Origin of the sequence: Halalkalibacter hemicellulosilyticusJCM 9152, assembly GCF_000513115.1 — a bacterium.
Lineage (GTDB): Bacteria > Bacillota > Bacilli > Bacillales > Bacillaceae_D > Halalkalibacter > Halalkalibacter hemicellulosilyticus.
On the sequence record NZ_BAUU01000020.1, the window covers coordinates 1 to 17301 of the forward strand.

The window sequence follows — 17301 nt, forward strand, 5'->3', positions numbered from 1 at the left end:
GAACAAGTACAATCTAGTAGGGTTGTGCTTTTTTATGTGTACAAATGGTCAAGCACGAGGCGCAGAGGAGCTCTGTGCCGGGAGGAACAGCGTCATCTGCGAAAAAGCCGATGGATCATCGTGAAGAAGCACCAAGAGAAGCAACGTGTCCCCCTGTGAGACGAATGGTTCCTCTTCGTGAAGCACCAAGAAAGCCATCGAGGAGTGTCATCAAGTGAAACGTCCCCGTAGAAGAGGAAGCAAGAGCCAGGACGTTGCCGGGCGAACAAGTACAATCTAGTAGGGTTGTGCTTTTTTATGTGTACAAATGTTCAAGCACAAGGCATAGAAGAGCTCTGTTTGAATGATTGGTTGAAGTGAAAATGTAACAAATCTATTATTTTTAAAACCTAGTAACTAGGAATGATCCTATAAAAAGTGGGTATACTAAAAGCATTAGGGTTGCAATTTCAAAATAAAGTAATTATAATGTGTTTAAAGTCAAAGATAGTCAAAGTCAAATAATAATTAATTTATAGAAAGGGGGGATAACATATGCGAAATATTTCAGATATTATTGAAGAGTATCTCAAAGCAACCATTCAAAAAAGTGGAGGAACTCCACTTGAAATAAAAAGAAGTGAGATTGCCAAAAGATTTCAATGTGTCCCCTCACAAATTAATTATGTTATTCAAACACGATTTACATTAGAAAAAGGCTATCAAGTGGAAAGTAAAAGAGGCGGAGGTGGATATATACGAATTGTCAAAGTTAGTCCACATAATCAACTTGACTTATTTGAACATATGATTCAATTAATCGGAAAACGTATTGATCAACATACAGCTGAAAATATTATCATAAGGTTGTATGAGGAGCAGATCATTACTAAGCGCGAAAGTCTTTTAATGCTAAGTGTTGTTGATAGATCTAATTACCAATCGACTATAGCGCACCGTGATGAAGTCCGAGCAAATATGCTGAAATCAATGATTAATTGTTTGAAATACAAAGAATTACATTAATGGAGAGGAGGCTGTCTTGTGTTATGTCAAGAATGTAATCAACGTGAGGCAACATTACACTTTGCGAAGATTATTAATGGTGAAAAAACAGAATTTCATATTTGCGAAAAATGCGCAAAGGAAAAAGGAGAGTACTCGCCTGGTTCTAATAGTTTTTCCATACATCAGCTTCTTTCCGGATTGCTACATTTTGAACAACCAGTCCAAAGTGATAATGGCCAAACAAAAGCTCATGAGGATCTAAAATGTTCAAAGTGCGGGATGACTTATGTTCAGTTTACAAAAGTCGGCCGATTTGGCTGTGATCATTGTTATAAGAGCTTCTCTTCAAAACTAGACCCAATCTTAAAACGGGTTCACAGTGGAAATCATACACATGCAGGGAAGATTCCTAAACGGATTGGAGGAGGCATTCAAATACAAAGGAAAATTGATGGACTTAAGCAAGAGCTAAGGGGATATATTGATGATGAGGCATTTGAAAAAGCTGCCGAAATACGTGATCAAATACGTGCATTAGAAAAAGAAAAAAATGAGCAAAAGGGGGGATGATCGATGTCGCTTGAACAATTTATATCAGAGGCACTAAGTCCATGGATGAAAAAGGACGGGCCGGATTCAGATATAGTCTTAAGCAGTCGTATTCGTCTCGCCCGTAATATAGAAGAATATAAATTTCCAATATTAGCAACTATGGAAGAATCCTATGCTGTCATCAAACATGTAGGAGAGGCATTAACAGTAAGTCCTTATGAGAGATTGGCCCACTTGAAGTGTTTCATGTAGATGATATGAAAGCTAATGAAAAGCGAGTACTAGTGGAAAAGCACTTAATTAGCCCCCACCTTGCTGATCATGCTAAGCACGGAGCGGTGTTATTAGATCGTGACCAATCTGTCAGTATAATGGTTAATGAAGAAGATCATTTACGTATTCAATGTCTTCTACCAGGATTTCAATTAGATGAAGGGTTAAAGAAGGCAAGTAATATAGATGATTGGGTAGAGAAGCGTGTAACGTATGCTTTTGATGAAAAAAGAGGTTATTTAACAAGCTGCCCTACAAATGTTGGGACTGGTTTACGAGCATCGGTCATGATGCACTTACCTGCATTAGCGATGACACAGCAATTAAATCGAATCTTACCGGCAATTAATCAATTAGGACTCGTTGTTAGAGGGATTTATGGTGAAGGTAGCGAAGCTTTAGGTAACCTCTTTCAAGTTTCTAATCAATTAACATTAGGTAAATCAGAGCAGGATATTGTCGAGGATTTGCAAGGGGTTGTGGCCCAACTTATTCAACAAGAGCGAGTTGCTAGACAATTGTTAATTGAACAGTCTAAATTACAATTAGAGGATCGTGTATATCGTTCCTTTGGCATTTTAGCTCATAGCCGTATGATTGAATCGAAGGAAGCTACTCAACGATTGTCGAACGTCCGATTAGGAATTGATTTAGGTTTGTTAAAAGGTCTATCAGGTAATATTTTAAATGAGTTAATGATTTTAACACAGCCTGGTTTTTTACAGCAATATGCACAAGAGGTGTTAACACCGGAACAACGCGACGAACGAAGAGCCACTTTAATTCGTGAACGTTTAAAACTAGAAGAACAAATGGGGTAACTATTTTCGGAGGTGAATGAATGATGATGTTTGGACGATTTACAGAAAGAGCACAGAAAGTATTAGCATTAGCACAAGAAGAAGCTGTTCGATTAGGGCATAATAACATTGGAACAGAGCATATTTTATTAGGGTTAATTCGCGAAGGTGAAGGAATTGCTGCTAAAGCATTACAAGCATTAGGGCTTGGATCGGAGAAAATCCAAAAAGAAGTTGAATCGTTAATTGGAAAAGGGCAAGAAGGGTCTAAGACGATCCATTATACACCAAGAGCGAAGAAAGTAATTGAATTATCAATGGATGAGGCTCGTAAACTAGGCCATTCCTATGTCGGAACAGAGCATATTTTATTAGGACTCATTCGTGAAGGAGAAGGTGTCGCGGCTAGGGTTTTAAATAATTTAGGTGTAAGTTTAAATAAGGCGCGTCAGCAAGTTCTTCAATTACTAGGTAGTAATGAAGTGAACAACTCTTCGTCACAAGGAAGTGGAGCCCCTCATGCTAACACACCAACACTAGATAGTTTAGCTCGTGATTTAACGGCAGTTGCGAAGGAAGAATCACTAGATCCAGTGATTGGACGTAGTAAAGAAATTGAGCGTGTGATTCAGGTGTTAAGTCGTCGAACAAAGAATAACCCTGTCTTAATTGGGGAGCCAGGTGTAGGTAAGACGGCAATAGCAGAAGGGTTAGCACAAGCGATTATTAATAATGAAGTCCCGGAAACATTGCGTGGGAAGCGCGTTATGACATTAGATATGGGGACGGTTGTAGCAGGTACGAAATATCGTGGAGAATTTGAAGATCGTTTGAAAAAAGTGATGGATGAAATTCGCCAAGCACAAAATGTCATTTTATTTATTGATGAGCTTCATACTCTCATTGGGGCAGGTGGCGCAGAAGGGGCGATCGACGCTTCCAATATTTTAAAGCCATCCCTTGCTCGTGGAGAACTACAATGTATCGGTGCAACAACATTAGATGAATATCGTAAGTACATTGAAAAGGATGCAGCGCTTGAGCGTCGTTTTCAGCCTATTCAAGTGAATGAACCTACACTTGATGAGTCTATTCAAATTTTAAAAGGGTTGCGAGATCGATATGAGGCTCACCACCGCGTGACGATAACAGATGGTGCTATTGAAGAAGCAGTTAAGTTATCAGATCGTTATATTTCAGATCGTTTCTTACCAGATAAGGCGATTGATTTAATTGATGAGGCAGGTTCTAAGGTACGACTTCGTTCGTATACAGCCCCGCCAAACTTAAAGGAGCTTGAGCAACGTTTAGAGGAAACACGTAAGGAAAAGGATGCAGCTGTTCAAAGCCAAGAGTTTGAAAAAGCAGCTTCATTGCGTGATTCAGAGCAACGTTTACGTGAAGAATTAGATGAAATGAAGAATGAATGGAAGAAGAAGCAAGGTCAAGAAGCTACGGAAGTGACAGTGGATGACATTGCCCAAGTCGTTGCAAGCTGGACGGGAATTCCTGTATCAAAACTAGCTGAAGAGGAAGCAGATCGACTACTTAAGATGGAAGAAATCCTGCATGAACGTATCGTTGGCCAGGAAGAAGCTGTTGATTCAATTTCAAAAGCGATTCGCCGAGCAAGAGCTGGATTAAAGGATCCAAAACGCCCAATTGGTTCGTTCATTTTCTTAGGGCCAACAGGTGTAGGTAAAACAGAGCTAGCTCGAGCTGTTGCGGAAACATTATTCGGTGATGAGGATTCTGTTATTCGAGTAGATATGTCTGAATATATGGAAAAGCATGCGACAAGCCGCTTAGTCGGATCACCACCAGGGTATGTCGGTCATGATGATGGCGGTCAGTTGACGGAAAAGGTACGTAGAAAGCCTTATTCCGTTATCTTACTTGACGAAATTGAAAAGGCTCATCCAGAAGTCTTTAATATTTTGTTACAAGTATTAGAGGATGGGCGTTTAACAGATTCAAAAGGACGTTCAGTGGATTTCCGTAATACGGTTATTATCATGACGTCCAACGTTGGAGCAAGCACATTACGAAAAAATAAATTCTTAGGTTTTGCCGTTGATGGTGATAATCAAGAGTATTCTGATATGAAGAGCAAAGTGATGGATGAGCTAAAACGTAGCTTCCGTCCGGAGTTCTTAAACCGTATTGATGAGTTAATCGTATTCCACTCATTAGAGAAGAAGCATATTCGTGAAATTATTACGTTAATGGCTGATCAGTTGAAAAAACGCTTGAAAGAGCAAGGAATTGAATTTGAATTAACAGAAGCTGCAAAGGATAAGATTACTGACTTAGGCTATGATCCGGAATATGGAGCACGCCCATTACGACGAGCACTTCAAAAGCAAGTCGAGGATCGCTTATCTGAAGAACTTCTTAAAGGAACAATTGTAAAAGGACAAAAAGCGATTATCGATGTAAAAGATGATGAGCTGTTTGTTCAAACAAAAGAAGACGTGCAGGTGTAATAAGTAAAGTGAAGAGTACGCCACTTAAAAGAGTGATGTTAGACCGTAGACCAAACGCTTTGAGAATCAATTTCTCAAAGGCGTTTTTGACGTTATTTCGTCTATCTACTGTTGGCAACATTTGAGGATAGGTATTTCTTTAATGACATAGGGCTAATTTTATGGAGTTCATGACAGCATAAACTAACATCGCTTGTATGGAATTTTTCAATCTGTCAGCGCAACTCAAACCATTCTTTTGTTTCAGCTAGGCAAAGAAACGTTTAATCTAATCCTTTGCGTAAAGTTCTTTGTTTATATCTGTGTGCCGTAGTACCAGCTTTTGGTGCATTACCAACAAGATTGTGGCTCTAAAGCGAGTGGCTGAAGCGCAATGGAGCGACAATGCGGAAGCTCTCCAAAAAAATTTCACTGGCTTTCATTTCAGAGGAGGGTTTTGTCCCAGACTCACTTTATTGATTAAGAAAAGCTCTTTAGGTCATCCCGAAATGCTTTTTTGTCATATCAATGAATGCAGACAAAGGAGCGGAGAGTGTTTTATCGTTATGCCATGCAAGCTGAGTATAAATATTTCTCACTTGTCCTTTCCATATGATCTCCGAAACGATTCCTTGATTGAGCTCTTTTTCGACCGCCATTCTTGGTAAGAGGGCTACTCCTAATCCGGCGACAATGCACTGTTTTAATGCTTCAATACTAACAAATTCAATTTTGTCCAATGGATCAAGCTTTGAAAGGGAAAAGAGATCCTCTAGAGCACTGCGGTATGAGCATCCAGTTTCAGTAAGAAGCAATGTTTCTTTTGTGAGATCTTCAGGTGTAACATAATCTTTATGAGCGATCTGATGCTCAGGTGACGCGATAAGTACTAAATCTTCTTTGAGTAAAGGCATAATGGTAAAATTTTTGTTTTTAGTAAGGGAATCCATAATAAATGCAATATCTAATTTTCCATGGATAAGGTCATCTCTACCAGCCTCATTAGAATGAACCGGTTTAAAGACCATTTTTACTTGTGGAAAGGACTTTTTGAATGTTTTTAATATCGGGGGAAGACGATAAGTACACTGGCTTTCCTGAGCACCGATGATAAGAGTACCAGAAACCTTACTATGATTTTCTACAACCATTTTTGCTTGATGTGAGAGTGTCACGATGTTCTCTGCGTAATCTTTAAAGAGCTTACCAGTTTCTGTTAATATAATACGTTTTCCTAAACGTTCGAATAGCGGGCTTCCTAGTTCTTTTTCCAGTGTTTTAATTTGTGCTGTCACACTCGATTGGGCAAAATTTAGTTTCTTAGCTGTTTTTGTAAAGTTTAAACTTTCTGAAGCATCTATAAACGTTATTAATTGCTTGATTTCCATATTTCCCTCCTTATAAATCATAAATATCGATTGATTCAAACGAAATAATCAGCTTTAACGATTTATAATTCTAGTATAGGATATACCTATAGCGCATTTCAACTAGAGCTAATGAAACGAGATCGTCGATCGGTAAGGTAATAGAACAAGTTATGATGAATGTGAAGGAGTGTGGAATTCGTGAGTGTGGAGTCAGCTTCAGTTAAACAAGGTGTAATATTTCTTTTGGAAGAAGTTAATAGAAAAGGTACTCTTAATAAAGTTAGATTAGCAAGTTATAAGAAGTCCATGAATATTTTGATCGAGATAGATCTTTTAGAAAAAGGTGAAGGAGAAAGTTATTGTTTAAAGAAAGAGGAGATAAAGGAACTTTCTACTTTATTTAAACGGATTTGTCCTGATAGTGAGGATGATCTTTTAAGATTAAAGCCAAAGTATTATATGTTTTGAAAAAAATCTAAACGCCTTAGCACCAATTTTGGAGCTGGGGCGTTTAGATTCTCTTTACCCATAGACAGGTTTTCGTGAATAAAAAAATTGGTAATGTTTTTATCTTTTACATAGACTAAAGAGTGACTATTTGAGCATGAGGGAGATCCGTCGTTTTTCTCTAAAAACTTTGCTACAATAAAGAGGAAGTGACCGTAAAGGAGAGAACGGCATGGCGAAAAAGAAAACAAAATTTGTTTGCCAAGAGTGTGGTTATGAATCGGCGAAATGGATGGGGAAATGTCCCGGCTGTCAAGGCTGGAATACAATGGTCGAAGAGTTTGAACCAAGTGCGAAAAGCACAAGTCGAAGCTTTGTCACGTCAACAAGTACGGCAGGTTCAAAACCGCAATCGATTACTTCCGTAAAAAGTGAGACAGAAGCTCGTATTAGTACGACAATGCTGGAGCTTGATCGTGTACTTGGTGGTGGTGTCGTGCCTGGATCACTTGTTTTAGTTGGTGGAGATCCTGGTATTGGAAAATCAACGTTGCTTTTACAGTTAAGCTCGAAGCTTGCGGATGCCAAGCAACGAGTTCTATATATTTCTGGTGAGGAATCTGTTAAACAAACGAAGTTGCGTTCTGATCGATTAGGTGTGTCTTCTTCCGAACTGTATGTATTAGCTGAAACGGATATATCGTTTATTGAGCGTGCTATCGATGAAGTTGAGCCGACACTTGTAATTATTGACTCGATTCAAACGGTTTACCAAGAAGAGGTGACATCTGCGCCCGGAAGTGTGGCACAAGTGAGAGAATGTACGGCAGCATTTATGCGCATTGCGAAAACAAAGGGAATTGCGATCTTTATTGTTGGTCACGTAACAAAACAAGGGTCGATTGCTGGTCCAAAGTTATTAGAGCATATGGTAGATTCGGTTTTGTACTTTGAAGGAGAGCGTCACCATACATATCGAATTTTACGAGCGGTGAAGAACCGTTTTGGTTCGACGAATGAGATGGGGATTTTTGAAATGAAGGAAAGTGGCTTAGAGGAAGTGTTAAATCCTTCTGAGATCTTTTTAGAAGAAAGGTCGGATGGGGCTGCTGGGTCGATTGTAGTAGCTTCAATGGAAGGAACAAGACCTGTCTTAGTGGAATTACAAGCTCTTATATCCCCTACAAGCTTCGGAAACCCACGGCGAATGGCTACAGGAGTTGACCATAACCGTGTATCCTTGCTTATGGCTGTGCTTGAAAAACGCGTTGGTCTCCTGCTTCAAAATCAAGATGCTTATCTAAACGTCGCAGGGGGTATAAGATTAGATGAACCGGCTATAGATTTAGCTATTGCATTAAGCATTGCTTCGAGTTTCCGTAATCAAGTAACGAATCCGATGGATGTTGCCATCGGAGAGGTCGGTTTAACAGGTGAGATTAGACGGGTTTCACGAATTGAGCAACGTGTGAATGAGGCTGCGAAGCTTGGCTTTAAGCGGGCCATTATCCCTGAAAAGAATTTAGGAGGCTGGACTTATCCAAGCAATATACAGATTGTAGGCGTTCCAACTCTAGAAGAGGCGTTGGAAGTCGGACTAGGAGGATAGCTATGGCAGAAGCACAGAAAACAGAAGCGTTTGTTCAGAATTTATTGAAGTTTGTTGCACCTGGTACGCCATTGCGTTCAGGAATTGATAATGTGTTACGTGCTAAGACAGGTGGGCTGATTGTTGTAGGCTATAATAATGGGATGGTTCCGATTGTTGATGGGGGATTTTTCATTAACTCGGATTTTTCACCAGCTCATTTATATGAGCTGGCGAAAATGGATGGTGCGATTATTATAAGTGAAGATGCAAAGAAAATTTTATATGCAAATACACAATTAGTGCCAAACAATACGATTTCATCAAATGAAACAGGGATTCGTCATCGTACAGCTCAGCGAGTAGCGAAACAAACGGGTCATTTAGTTATATCGATTTCTCAAAGGCGTAATGTCATTACACTCTACCAAGGCGACTATCGTTATTCATTACGGGATATTGGGGTCATTTTAACAAAGGCTAACCAAGCGATTCAGACGTTAGAGAAGTATAAGGTTGTTCTCGACCAAGGCGTTACTAATTTAGGAGCACTTGAGTTTGAACAGCTGGTGACATTACATGAGGTGACACAAGTTATTTATCGGATTCAAATGGTATTACGCATAAAACGAGAAATTATTAAGTATGTCAATGAATTAGGTAGTGAAGGTAGACTTGTCTCCATGCAATTAAATGAGCTAGTAGGGAATACCGAGAGGGAAACACTCCTTTTATTAAAGGATTATGTGAAGGAGCAAGTAGATGATGTGGAAGAGGTTTCGAAGGAGTTATCGAAGCTAGATTCAGAAGAGTTGTTAGATGAACATGCGATTGTAAAAGTGCTAGGATATCCGAAAAGTGTCAATATTCATGAATATTCTTTGGCCCCACGTGGATATCGTATTTTAAATCGGATTCCACGGTTACCTGCTCCTATTATTGAAAATTTAATTGATAAATATGGAAATTTATCAAATATTATGTTCGCGAGCATGAAAGAATTAGATGAAGTGGAAGGAATTGGGGAACCGAGGGCGAAAATGATAAAGGAAGGATTAAACCGAATTCAAGAGCAGTTATTTATTGATCGACATATTTAAACATAATGATACGAATGCGGAATAATTCTCATAATTTATGTGAAATCCAGTTTGATAGGTTTTAAAACGGAAATCTTGTCTATACTAGTAGGAGGAGGTGAATATGGATGTTAAAAAGGATGGTGCAGCTTTTCTTTTTGATTACTGGTGGAACAATTGGATTTTTATTTATTCCAGATCTTATCCATATTTTAAATGTGGGCGAAATGCCTAGTTGGTTATTGCACCCATATGCAGGTGCTGTCATTGGAGCCGTTTTATTCTATGTCTTAACGTTTTGGTTAGCTGATTATATTGTTGATTTTATGAAGCTAATGGAAGAGGCGATCGTTAAAGCGCCTGTAACAGATGTCTTGTTCGGATCGATGGGATTAATTATCGGATTAATTGTTGCTTACTTGATTACAATTCCATTAAATGCTATTAATTTCCCTTTTGTAAGTACGGTCTTACCGATTTTCGTGACGATTTTCCTCGGTTATTTCGGCTTTCAAATTGGCTTTAAAAAGCGTGATGAACTTATTAATTTATTTACAATTACAAGGAATTTAGGTAAGAAAAAAGAGGAAGACGCTAGCGCAGAAGGAAAGCACCTGAAAATATTAGATACAAGTGTGATTATAGATGGTCGCATTGCTGATATTTGTAAGACAGGGTTTCTAGAAGGCACATTAGTGATTCCTGGTTTTGTGCTCGAAGAACTTCAGCATATTGCCGACTCTTCAGATGTGTTAAAGCGCAATAGAGGTCGAAGAGGATTAGATATCTTGAATAAGATTCAAAAGGAATTACCGATTGCAGTTGAAATATATGAAGGTGACTTTGAGGAGATTGCTGAAGTCGATAGTAAGCTAGTGAAGCTCGCTAAATTACTATCTGGTATGGTCGTAACAAATGATTTTAATTTAAATAAAGTATGTGAGCTTCAAGGTGTATCCGTCTTGAATATTAATGATTTAGCAAATGCAGTTAAGCCAGTTGTGTTACCTGGTGAAGAGTTGACGATTCAAGTCATTAAAGATGGTAAGGAGCAGCATCAAGGTGTTGCTTATTTAGACGATGGAACGATGATCGTTGTTGAAGGTGGTCGTGATTATATCGGTAAAGACATTGAAGTTGTTGTGACAAGTGTGTTGCAAACAAGTGCAGGTCGTATGATATTTGCGAAGCCTAAAGTACTTGAGAAAGCACTTTAAGAGGTTTAAAAAGGGCGGTTTTTGGCCACTTAAAAAGTCGTTTCTAGTAATTCAAAGAAGAGTAATGGCTCCGCTCGTTGCGCGCTTGATATGAGAAACCCACTCATATCAAGGCTTTCAAAATCGGGCAACGGCTACGCACATTACTTAAAGGCCACTGGAAAAGTGCGATTTTCACTTTTTCAGTGGCCTCTTCTATGATTGCGAGGAGGAACGTGCTAAAATAAGAACGATTTGGGATGTGTTAGGGGCGAGTGAGATGAAATATAGTGTAGTCATTGTAGCGGCAGGGCAAGGGAAAAGAATGAAAGCAGGAAAAAATAAAATGCTGCTGGAGTTAAGAGGTGAACCACTTGTGATTCATACTCTTCGCTTGTTTGTTCATGATGACCAATGTAATGAGATGATTCTTGTTGTGAATGAACATGAAATAGATGCTATGAAGAAACTAGTTGGAGTAGTTGAAATGAATAAGCCATGTAAAATCGTAGCAGGAGGTAAGGAACGTCAGCACAGTGTTAAGAACGGAATAGATCAATTGCATCATAAAGGAATTGTGTTAGTGCATGACGGAGCGAGGCCATTTGTACGAAAAGATGTCTTACAGAAGCTTGTTGCTCAAGCAAAGCAATGCGGAGCAGCAACAACGGCTGTCGCTGTTAAAGATACAGTAAAAAGGGTTTTGCGCCATCGAGTGGTCGAGACATTAAATCGAAGTGAGCTATGGGCGGTACAAACGCCTCAAGCGTTTGAAGTTGCATTATTGCAGCAAGCACATGAGAAGGCGGAAGAAAAGGGTTTCTTAGGAACTGATGATTGTAGTTTAATTGAGTGGCTTGGCCACGAGGTTGTGATTGTTGAAAGTGACTATCATAATATTAAGCTTACAACACCCGAAGATTTACTTTTTGCTGAGGCGATTTTACAAGAAAGGGAGAGGCATTTATGAGAATAGGACAAGGATTTGATGTTCATCAGTTAGTGGAGGGTAGACCACTTATTTTGGGAGGAATTGAAATTCCATATGAGCAAGGGTTACTTGGTCATTCAGATGCAGATGTATTACTTCATACGATTACAGATGCGGCTCTTGGAGCTATAGGGGAGGGCGATATTGGCCGCCATTTCCCAGATACAGATATGGCTTATAAAGATGCAGATTCTGCGAAACTGTTAATCGACGTATGGAAACTTGTGAAGCAACGGGGCTATCAATTAGGGAATATTGATTGTACGATTATTGCACAAAAACCGAAAATGTCCCCTTATATTGAACAGATTCGTGGCCGTATTGCTGAACTATTAGAAGCGGATGTTAGTCAAGTGAATGTAAAGGCAACAACAACAGAGAAGCTAGGATTCACAGGACGAGGGGAAGGGATCGCTGCACAGGCTGTGATCTTATTAGTTAAGTAACGAAAACTTGACCAATGTAGTGTAATTGGTGCTAAAATAGAACAATGAATGAGAGCGGAGGCTCGAATACAGGAGGTATAATGAGGATGGGAAGCGAAGTAAGAGTACGGTTTGCTCCGAGTCCAACTGGACATTTACATATTGGTGGTGCACGTTCGGCCCTTTTTAACTATTTATTTGCTAAAAGCCAAGGCGGACAATTTATTTTACGAATTGAAGATACCGACCAAGCACGAAATGTAGAGGATGCAAAAGAAAAGCTGTTAGAAAGCTTGAAGTGGTTAGGCATTCATTGGGATGAAAGCATTGATGTCGGTGGGGAATATGGTCCTTATAGCTGTATGGAACGTACTCATATTTATCAAGATTATCTTGAGCAGCTATTAAAGGATGGGAAGGCGTATTATTGTTATATGACGGAAGAGGAGCTTGAGGCGGAGCGTGAGGAGCAACGCTCACGTGGAGAAACGCCGAAGTATAGTGGTCGTGATCGTGATTTAACAGAGGAGCAGCGTAAAGACTATGAGGCAAAAGGATTAAAGCCAGTCATTCGCTTCCGTGTGCCTGAAGGACAAATCATCAAAATTGATGATGCGATACGCGGGGAGGTATCGTTTGAGTCCGATGGGATCGGGGACTTTGTCATTTCGCGAAAAGGTGGTATTCCGATGTATAATTTTGCCGTTACAGTTGATGATCATTTAATGAAAATTTCTCATGTGATACGTGGGGAGGAACACCTTTCTAATACACCTCTACAAGTATTATTATATGAAGCGTTTGGATGGGAGGTGCCACGTTTTGCTCATGCATCTTTAATCTTAAATGCTGACCGACAGAAGATGAGTAAGCGGGATGAATCCATTATTCAATTTGTAGAACAATATAAGGATTTAGGTTATAAACAAGAAGCATTAGTCAATTTCTTGGCACTGCTTGGTTGGTCTCCTGGTGGAGAAGAAGAAATCTTTACGTTGGCGGAGCTAGAAGAAATCTTTACATTAGAGCGAGTATCAAAGGCTCCAGCGATATTCGATACAGATAAATTAGCATGGATGAATAATCAATATTTAAAGGATGCTGATCTTGATGAGGTTGTTGCTTTATCATTACCACATTTAATTAAAGCAGGTAGACTTCCAGCTGATTTAAGTGAGGAACAACGAAATTGGGCAAGAGACCTTATTGCTCTTTACCAAGAACAGCTTCAATATGGAGCAGAAATTGTTGAGTTGACGGAACTTTTCTTTAAGAAGGAAATTGAGTATAATGAAGACGCACAAGTCGTATTAGATGAAGAACAAGTTCCTGAGGTACTCGCTCAATTTGCAAAAGAGCTAAGTCAGCTAGAGGACTTTACGGCGCAAGAAGTGAAGAGTGCGATTAAAGCAACGCAGAAAGCAACAGGACAAAAAGGGAAGAAGCTGTTTATGCCAATTCGTGTAGCAACGACAGGCTTAACCCACGGTCGGGACCTTCCAGAATCGATTGCGCTTATTGGAAAAGACGTTATTTTGGCACGTTTAGAGCAATTACGTGCATAAGATGGAACATCATCATAAAAAAAGCGATGAGAGGGAAAAGTAGAATGAAGAAAGCCTCACAGAGAGAACTACATTAGCTGAAAGTAGTTTAGGTAGACTTCCTTTGAACATGCACCCTTGAGCCTCTTTCTGAACGAATATCTGTGTAGGAAAGAGCGTGTTGCGGCGTTATTCGCATAGAGATAACAGATTTTGATCTGTTAAACAGAGTGGAACCGCGTAAATAAAGCGCCTCTGTGCTATGACGAGCACAGAGGCGCTTATCTTTTTATAGATAGAAAGAGACAATGAAGTAACGGAAAGGGGGAGATGAAGTTGAAGAGGATGATTCGAACATTGCTTAATGATGTTGATGTCGTTTTTGATCAGGATCCTGCAGCTAGAAGTAGAATGGAAGTCATATTCACTTATTCCGGTGTACATGCGATTTGGTCTCATCGGTTCGCTCACTGGCTCTGGAAACGACGTATCTTCTTTTTAGCACGATTTATCTCACAAGTTAGTCGATTTTTTACAGGCATCGAAATTCATCCTGGTGCTGTTATTGGCCAACGAGTGTTTATTGATCATGGTATGGGCGTAGTGATAGGGGAAACGTGTGAAATTGGCGATCATGTTACGATTTACCAAGGGGTGACTCTCGGTGGAACTGGAAAGGAAAAGGGCAAGCGGCACCCGACGATAGAAGATCATGTCTTAATTGCTTCAGGTGCAAAGGTGCTCGGTTCGTTTACAATTGGTCAGCATTCTCGAATAGGTGCAGGCTCTGTTGTATTAAAGGAGGTCCCTCCTAATTCTACCGTTGTTGGTATACCAGGGAAGATTGTTGTTCAAGATGGAATCAAGATTGAACACGGTTTAAATCATCATCAACTTCCAGACCCGATCGCTGATAAGTTAAAGGAATTAGAAGAAGAAATAAAAGAATTGAAGGCTGCTTTGAAGCAACAAGAGCACTCGTAAAAAGGAGGGAACTGAAGGATGTCAATACATCTTTATAATAGCTTAACGAAGAAAAAGGAGCGATTTGTTCCGTTAGAAGAAGGTAAAGTGAAAATGTATGTTTGTGGGCCAACGGTTTATAACTACATTCATATTGGAAATGCCAGACCGGCGATTGTATATGATATGGTACGACGCTATTTAGAATATCGCGGGTATGATGTTAAATTTATTTCCAATTTTACAGATGTTGATGATAAAATCATCCGTGCTGCTAAGGAAATGGGAGAGGATGTCTTTGCTGTTGCTAATCGTTTTATCGCTGCCTACCATGATGATACGTGTGCACTTGGAGTGAAAGAAGCTGATGTCCATCCGCGAGTGACAGATACGATGCCTGAAATTATAACCTTTATTGTAGGGCTTGTTGAAAAAGGTTATGCATATGAAGCTGATGGAGATGTTTATTTTCGCACACGCAAATTTAAGGATTATGGGAAGCTTTCAGCTCAGCCTTTAGAAGAGTTACGTTCAGGTGCAAGAATTGAAGTCGACTCTCGTAAAGAGGACTCGTTAGACTTTGTTTTGTGGAAAGCGGCGAAGCAAGGTGAGATTTCCTGGGAAAGTCCGTGGGGGAACGGACGTCCTGGCTGGCATATTGAGTGCTCAGCAATGGTCAAAAAATATTTAGGTGATACGATTGATATACATGCAGGGGGGCAAGATTTAACATTCCCTCACCATGAAAATGAGATTGCTCAATCTGAGGCTTTGACGGAAAAGCCAATGGCAAAATATTGGCTCCATAATGGATTTATAAATATTGATAATGAGAAAATGTCGAAATCATTAGGGAACTTCGTATTGGCAAAAGATATTATTCAACAGCATTCGGCAGAAGTTGTTCGCTTTTTTATGCTCACTGCACACTATCGAAGTCCAATTAATTTTAGCGATGAGCTTCTTGAAGGCGCGAAAAATGGTCTCGAACGATTGAAAACGGCTGTTTCGGCTATTGAACACCGTCTTGACAAATCAGCTGATTTAGGGGAGCAAGGAAATTGGATTGAAAAAATTGATCAGCTGAAACAACGCTTTATAGTAGAAATGGATGATGATTTTAATAGTGCTAACGCCATTTCAATAATGTTTGATTTAGCTAAAGAAGCCAATCGATATTTACGTGAGGAACAGACGTCCAAGGAAATTCTTTCACGCTTTTTTGAGCAATTGAAGGAGTTTGCTGATGTATTAGGACTCTCTTTACAAGATCAAAGTGAACTGTTAGATTCTGAAATTGAGAAGCTGATTGAAAAGCGTAATAGAGCGAGAAAGGAAAAAGACTTCTCGTTAGCGGACGAAATACGTGATCAATTAAAGGAACAAGGGATTATTCTTGAGGATACACCTCAAGGGGTTCGTTGGAAGAGAGGCTAATCCATTTATGAAAATTATTGATCCAACCATTGATTTGACACAAGTAAATGCCTTGGCCTTAGCATATATGGGGGATAGCGTACTTGATATGTACGTTCGCTATTTCCTCATCGCTAAGGGGAAGGTTCGACCACATCAATTACACGTAGAGGCGACGAAATATGTATCAGCTAAAGCACAAGCGAACGCTGTACGCTATCTTATCGAGGAGCAATTCCTAACCGAGCAGGAAATGGCGGTTTTTAAGAGAGGTCGTAATGCAAAATCTGGTACAATACCGAAGAATACCGATTTAAACACGTATCGCTATTCGACAGGGTTCGAAGCGGTGCTCGGATTTTTGTATTTCCAGGGGAATAATGAACGGCTAGATAAGATGATGACAAAAGCCATTTACTTTATCGAAAACGAGAGGAAAGGAGGCTAGGTGATGAGTCAAGAATTCATTTACGGGAAAAACCCTATCATTGAAGCGTTGAAGTCTGGACATGCCATAAACAAAATTTGGATTGCAGAAGGGTCACAGAAGGGGCAAATGACAAAGGTTATCCAATTAGCAAAAGAAAAAGGTGTTTTAATTCAAAATGCACCAAAGAGAAAGTTAGATCAGCTTGTTCAAGTTGAACAACATCAGGGTGTCGTTGCATCTGTGGCTGCCTATGAATACGCCGAGGTTGATGATTTGTTTAAACGCGCCAACGAACAAGGTCAGGAGCCTTTCTTCCTCATATTAGATGAAGTAGAGGATCCGCATAATCTAGGTTCAATCCTTAGGACAGCAGATGCTGTCGGAGCGCATGGAGTGATTATTCCTAAAAGGCGGGCAGTAGGATTAACGCAAACCGTTGCAAAGGCATCTACTGGTGCGATTGAATATATTCCGGTTGTGCGTGTGACCAATATTGCTCGGACAATGGAAGAATTAAAAAAGCAGGGTTTGTGGTTTGTTGGAACAGATGCAAAAGGGAAAGAGGATTACCGTCAAGCAGCGTTTGATATGCCAATTGGATTAGTCATTGGTAGTGAAGGCAAAGGGATTAGTCGATTAGTGAAGGAAAAGTGTGATTTTCTTGTGCAAATTCCAATGGTCGGTCGAGTTACTTCACTCAATGCATCTGTTGCAGCAAGTTTGCTCATGTACGAAGTATATCGAAATCGCCACGAGCTAGGAAGAACGTGATAAC

General features: G+C 39.8%; 15 protein-coding genes, 1 pseudogene and 1 other annotated feature. Of the genes and pseudogenes, 15 read left to right on the plus strand and 1 reads right to left on the minus strand.

What is annotated here, in order from left to right; genetic code table 11:
- Window positions 1-534 precede the first annotated feature (534 nt).
- The 4 genes and pseudogenes from JCM9152_RS13215 (at window position 535) to clpC (ending at window position 5098) form a co-directional block, all read left to right on the plus strand.
- The gene (locus JCM9152_RS13215) at window positions 535-1005 is read left to right on the plus strand and encodes a CtsR family transcriptional regulator (RefSeq protein WP_035345126.1); all 471 of its coding nucleotides are present in this window, start codon (window positions 535-537) and stop codon (window positions 1003-1005) included.
- Between the two features lie 18 nt (window positions 1006-1023).
- Window positions 1024-1557: a protein-arginine kinase activator protein McsA gene (gene mcsA / locus JCM9152_RS13220; RefSeq protein ID WP_035345129.1), complete on the plus strand. Its 534-nt coding sequence runs from the start codon at window positions 1024-1026 to the stop codon at window positions 1555-1557.
- Window positions 1558-1560: 3 nt separating this feature from the next.
- Window positions 1561-2633: pseudogene (gene mcsB / locus JCM9152_RS13225) on the plus strand (protein-arginine kinase McsB).
- 23 nt (window positions 2634-2656) lie between these two features.
- Window positions 2657-5098, plus strand: a complete 2442-nt coding sequence (clpC, locus tag JCM9152_RS13230) for an ATP-dependent protease ATP-binding subunit ClpC (RefSeq protein WP_035345351.1) — start codon at window positions 2657-2659, stop codon at window positions 5096-5098.
- A gap of 473 nt (window positions 5099-5571) precedes the next feature.
- On the opposite strand, the gene JCM9152_RS13235 is transcribed toward clpC, so the two are convergent.
- Entirely contained in the window at window positions 5572-6465 is an 894-nt protein-coding gene (locus JCM9152_RS13235) for a LysR family transcriptional regulator (protein WP_035345132.1), read from the minus strand.
- A gap of 180 nt (window positions 6466-6645) precedes the next feature.
- Here JCM9152_RS13235 and JCM9152_RS13240 point away from each other — a divergent pair, with 180 nt between their 5' ends.
- The 11 genes from JCM9152_RS13240 to rlmB all read left to right on the plus strand — a co-directional run bounded on the left by JCM9152_RS13240 (window position 6646) and on the right by rlmB (window position 17297).
- Window positions 6646-6915, plus strand: coding sequence for a hypothetical protein (locus JCM9152_RS13240; protein WP_035345135.1), 270 nt, complete (start codon window positions 6646-6648; stop codon window positions 6913-6915).
- A gap of 211 nt (window positions 6916-7126) precedes the next feature.
- Window positions 7127-8503 carry a DNA repair protein RadA gene (gene radA / locus JCM9152_RS13245; RefSeq protein ID WP_035345138.1) on the plus strand — a complete coding sequence of 459 codons (1377 nt, stop codon included), beginning with the start codon at window positions 7127-7129 and terminating at the stop codon, window positions 8501-8503.
- A 2-nt stretch (window positions 8504-8505) separates the two neighbouring features.
- Window positions 8506-9582, plus strand: a complete 1077-nt coding sequence (gene disA / locus JCM9152_RS13250; RefSeq protein WP_035345141.1) for a DNA integrity scanning diadenylate cyclase DisA — start codon at window positions 8506-8508, stop codon at window positions 9580-9582.
- Between the two features lie 107 nt (window positions 9583-9689).
- Window positions 9690-10778 carry a PIN/TRAM domain-containing protein gene (locus tag JCM9152_RS13255; RefSeq protein ID WP_035345144.1) on the plus strand — a complete coding sequence of 363 codons (1089 nt, stop codon included), beginning with the start codon at window positions 9690-9692 and terminating at the stop codon, window positions 10776-10778.
- Window positions 10779-11037: 259 nt separating this feature from the next.
- Window positions 11038-11727, plus strand: a complete 690-nt coding sequence (ispD, locus tag JCM9152_RS13260; RefSeq protein WP_035345353.1) for a 2-C-methyl-D-erythritol 4-phosphate cytidylyltransferase — start codon at window positions 11038-11040, stop codon at window positions 11725-11727.
- Entirely contained in the window at window positions 11724-12194 is a 471-nt protein-coding gene (gene ispF, locus JCM9152_RS13265) for a 2-C-methyl-D-erythritol 2,4-cyclodiphosphate synthase (RefSeq protein WP_035345147.1), read from the plus strand. The genes ispD and ispF overlap by 4 nt, the downstream gene beginning before the upstream one ends.
- A gap of 86 nt (window positions 12195-12280) precedes the next feature.
- Window positions 12281-13738 (plus strand): glutamate--tRNA ligase, encoded by a 1458-nt coding sequence (gene gltX / locus JCM9152_RS13270; protein ID WP_035345150.1) that lies wholly within the window; start codon window positions 12281-12283, stop codon window positions 13736-13738.
- A gap of 17 nt (window positions 13739-13755) precedes the next feature.
- Window positions 13756-13977: a binding site (T-box leader), on the plus strand.
- Window positions 13978-14062: 85 nt separating this feature from the next.
- Window positions 14063-14701, plus strand: coding sequence for a serine O-acetyltransferase (gene cysE / locus JCM9152_RS13275; protein WP_035345354.1), 639 nt, complete (start codon window positions 14063-14065; stop codon window positions 14699-14701).
- Window positions 14702-14719: 18 nt separating this feature from the next.
- Window positions 14720-16117, plus strand: a complete 1398-nt coding sequence (gene cysS / locus JCM9152_RS13280; RefSeq protein WP_035345153.1) for a cysteine--tRNA ligase — start codon at window positions 14720-14722, stop codon at window positions 16115-16117.
- Between the two features lie 7 nt (window positions 16118-16124).
- Window positions 16125-16544, plus strand: a complete 420-nt coding sequence (locus JCM9152_RS13285; protein WP_035345156.1) for a Mini-ribonuclease 3 — start codon at window positions 16125-16127, stop codon at window positions 16542-16544.
- Between the two features lie 3 nt (window positions 16545-16547).
- On the plus strand, window positions 16548-17297 hold the full coding sequence (rlmB, locus tag JCM9152_RS13290; protein WP_035345158.1) for a 23S rRNA (guanosine(2251)-2'-O)-methyltransferase RlmB: 750 nt from the start codon (window positions 16548-16550) through the stop codon (window positions 17295-17297).
- The last annotated feature ends 4 nt before the right edge of the window (window positions 17298-17301 follow it).

What these genes read in the sequence shown, in the direction of transcription:
- JCM9152_RS13215 (WP_035345126.1), top strand. Translation starts at nt 535, where the DNA reads ATGCGAAATATTTCAGATATTATTGAAGAGTATCTCAAAGCAACCATT.
- clpC (WP_035345351.1), top strand. Translation starts at nt 2,657, where the DNA reads ATGATGTTTGGACGATTTACAGAAAGAGCACAGAAAGTATTAGCATTA.
- JCM9152_RS13235 (WP_035345132.1), bottom strand. Translation starts at nt 6,465, where the DNA reads ATGGAAATCAAGCAATTAATAACGTTTATAGATGCTTCAGAAAGTTTA.
- radA (WP_035345138.1), top strand. Translation starts at nt 7,127, where the DNA reads ATGGCGAAAAAGAAAACAAAATTTGTTTGCCAAGAGTGTGGTTATGAA.
- disA (WP_035345141.1), top strand. Translation starts at nt 8,506, where the DNA reads ATGGCAGAAGCACAGAAAACAGAAGCGTTTGTTCAGAATTTATTGAAG.
- JCM9152_RS13255 (WP_035345144.1), top strand. Translation starts at nt 9,690, where the DNA reads ATGTTAAAAAGGATGGTGCAGCTTTTCTTTTTGATTACTGGTGGAACA.
- ispD (WP_035345353.1), top strand. Translation starts at nt 11,038, where the DNA reads ATGAAATATAGTGTAGTCATTGTAGCGGCAGGGCAAGGGAAAAGAATG.
- ispF (WP_035345147.1), top strand. Translation starts at nt 11,724, where the DNA reads ATGAGAATAGGACAAGGATTTGATGTTCATCAGTTAGTGGAGGGTAGA.
- gltX (WP_035345150.1), top strand. Translation starts at nt 12,281, where the DNA reads ATGGGAAGCGAAGTAAGAGTACGGTTTGCTCCGAGTCCAACTGGACAT.
- cysE (WP_035345354.1), top strand. Translation starts at nt 14,063, where the DNA reads ATGATTCGAACATTGCTTAATGATGTTGATGTCGTTTTTGATCAGGAT.
- cysS (WP_035345153.1), top strand. Translation starts at nt 14,720, where the DNA reads ATGTCAATACATCTTTATAATAGCTTAACGAAGAAAAAGGAGCGATTT.
- JCM9152_RS13285 (WP_035345156.1), top strand. Translation starts at nt 16,125, where the DNA reads ATGAAAATTATTGATCCAACCATTGATTTGACACAAGTAAATGCCTTG.
- rlmB (WP_035345158.1), top strand. Translation starts at nt 16,548, where the DNA reads ATGAGTCAAGAATTCATTTACGGGAAAAACCCTATCATTGAAGCGTTG.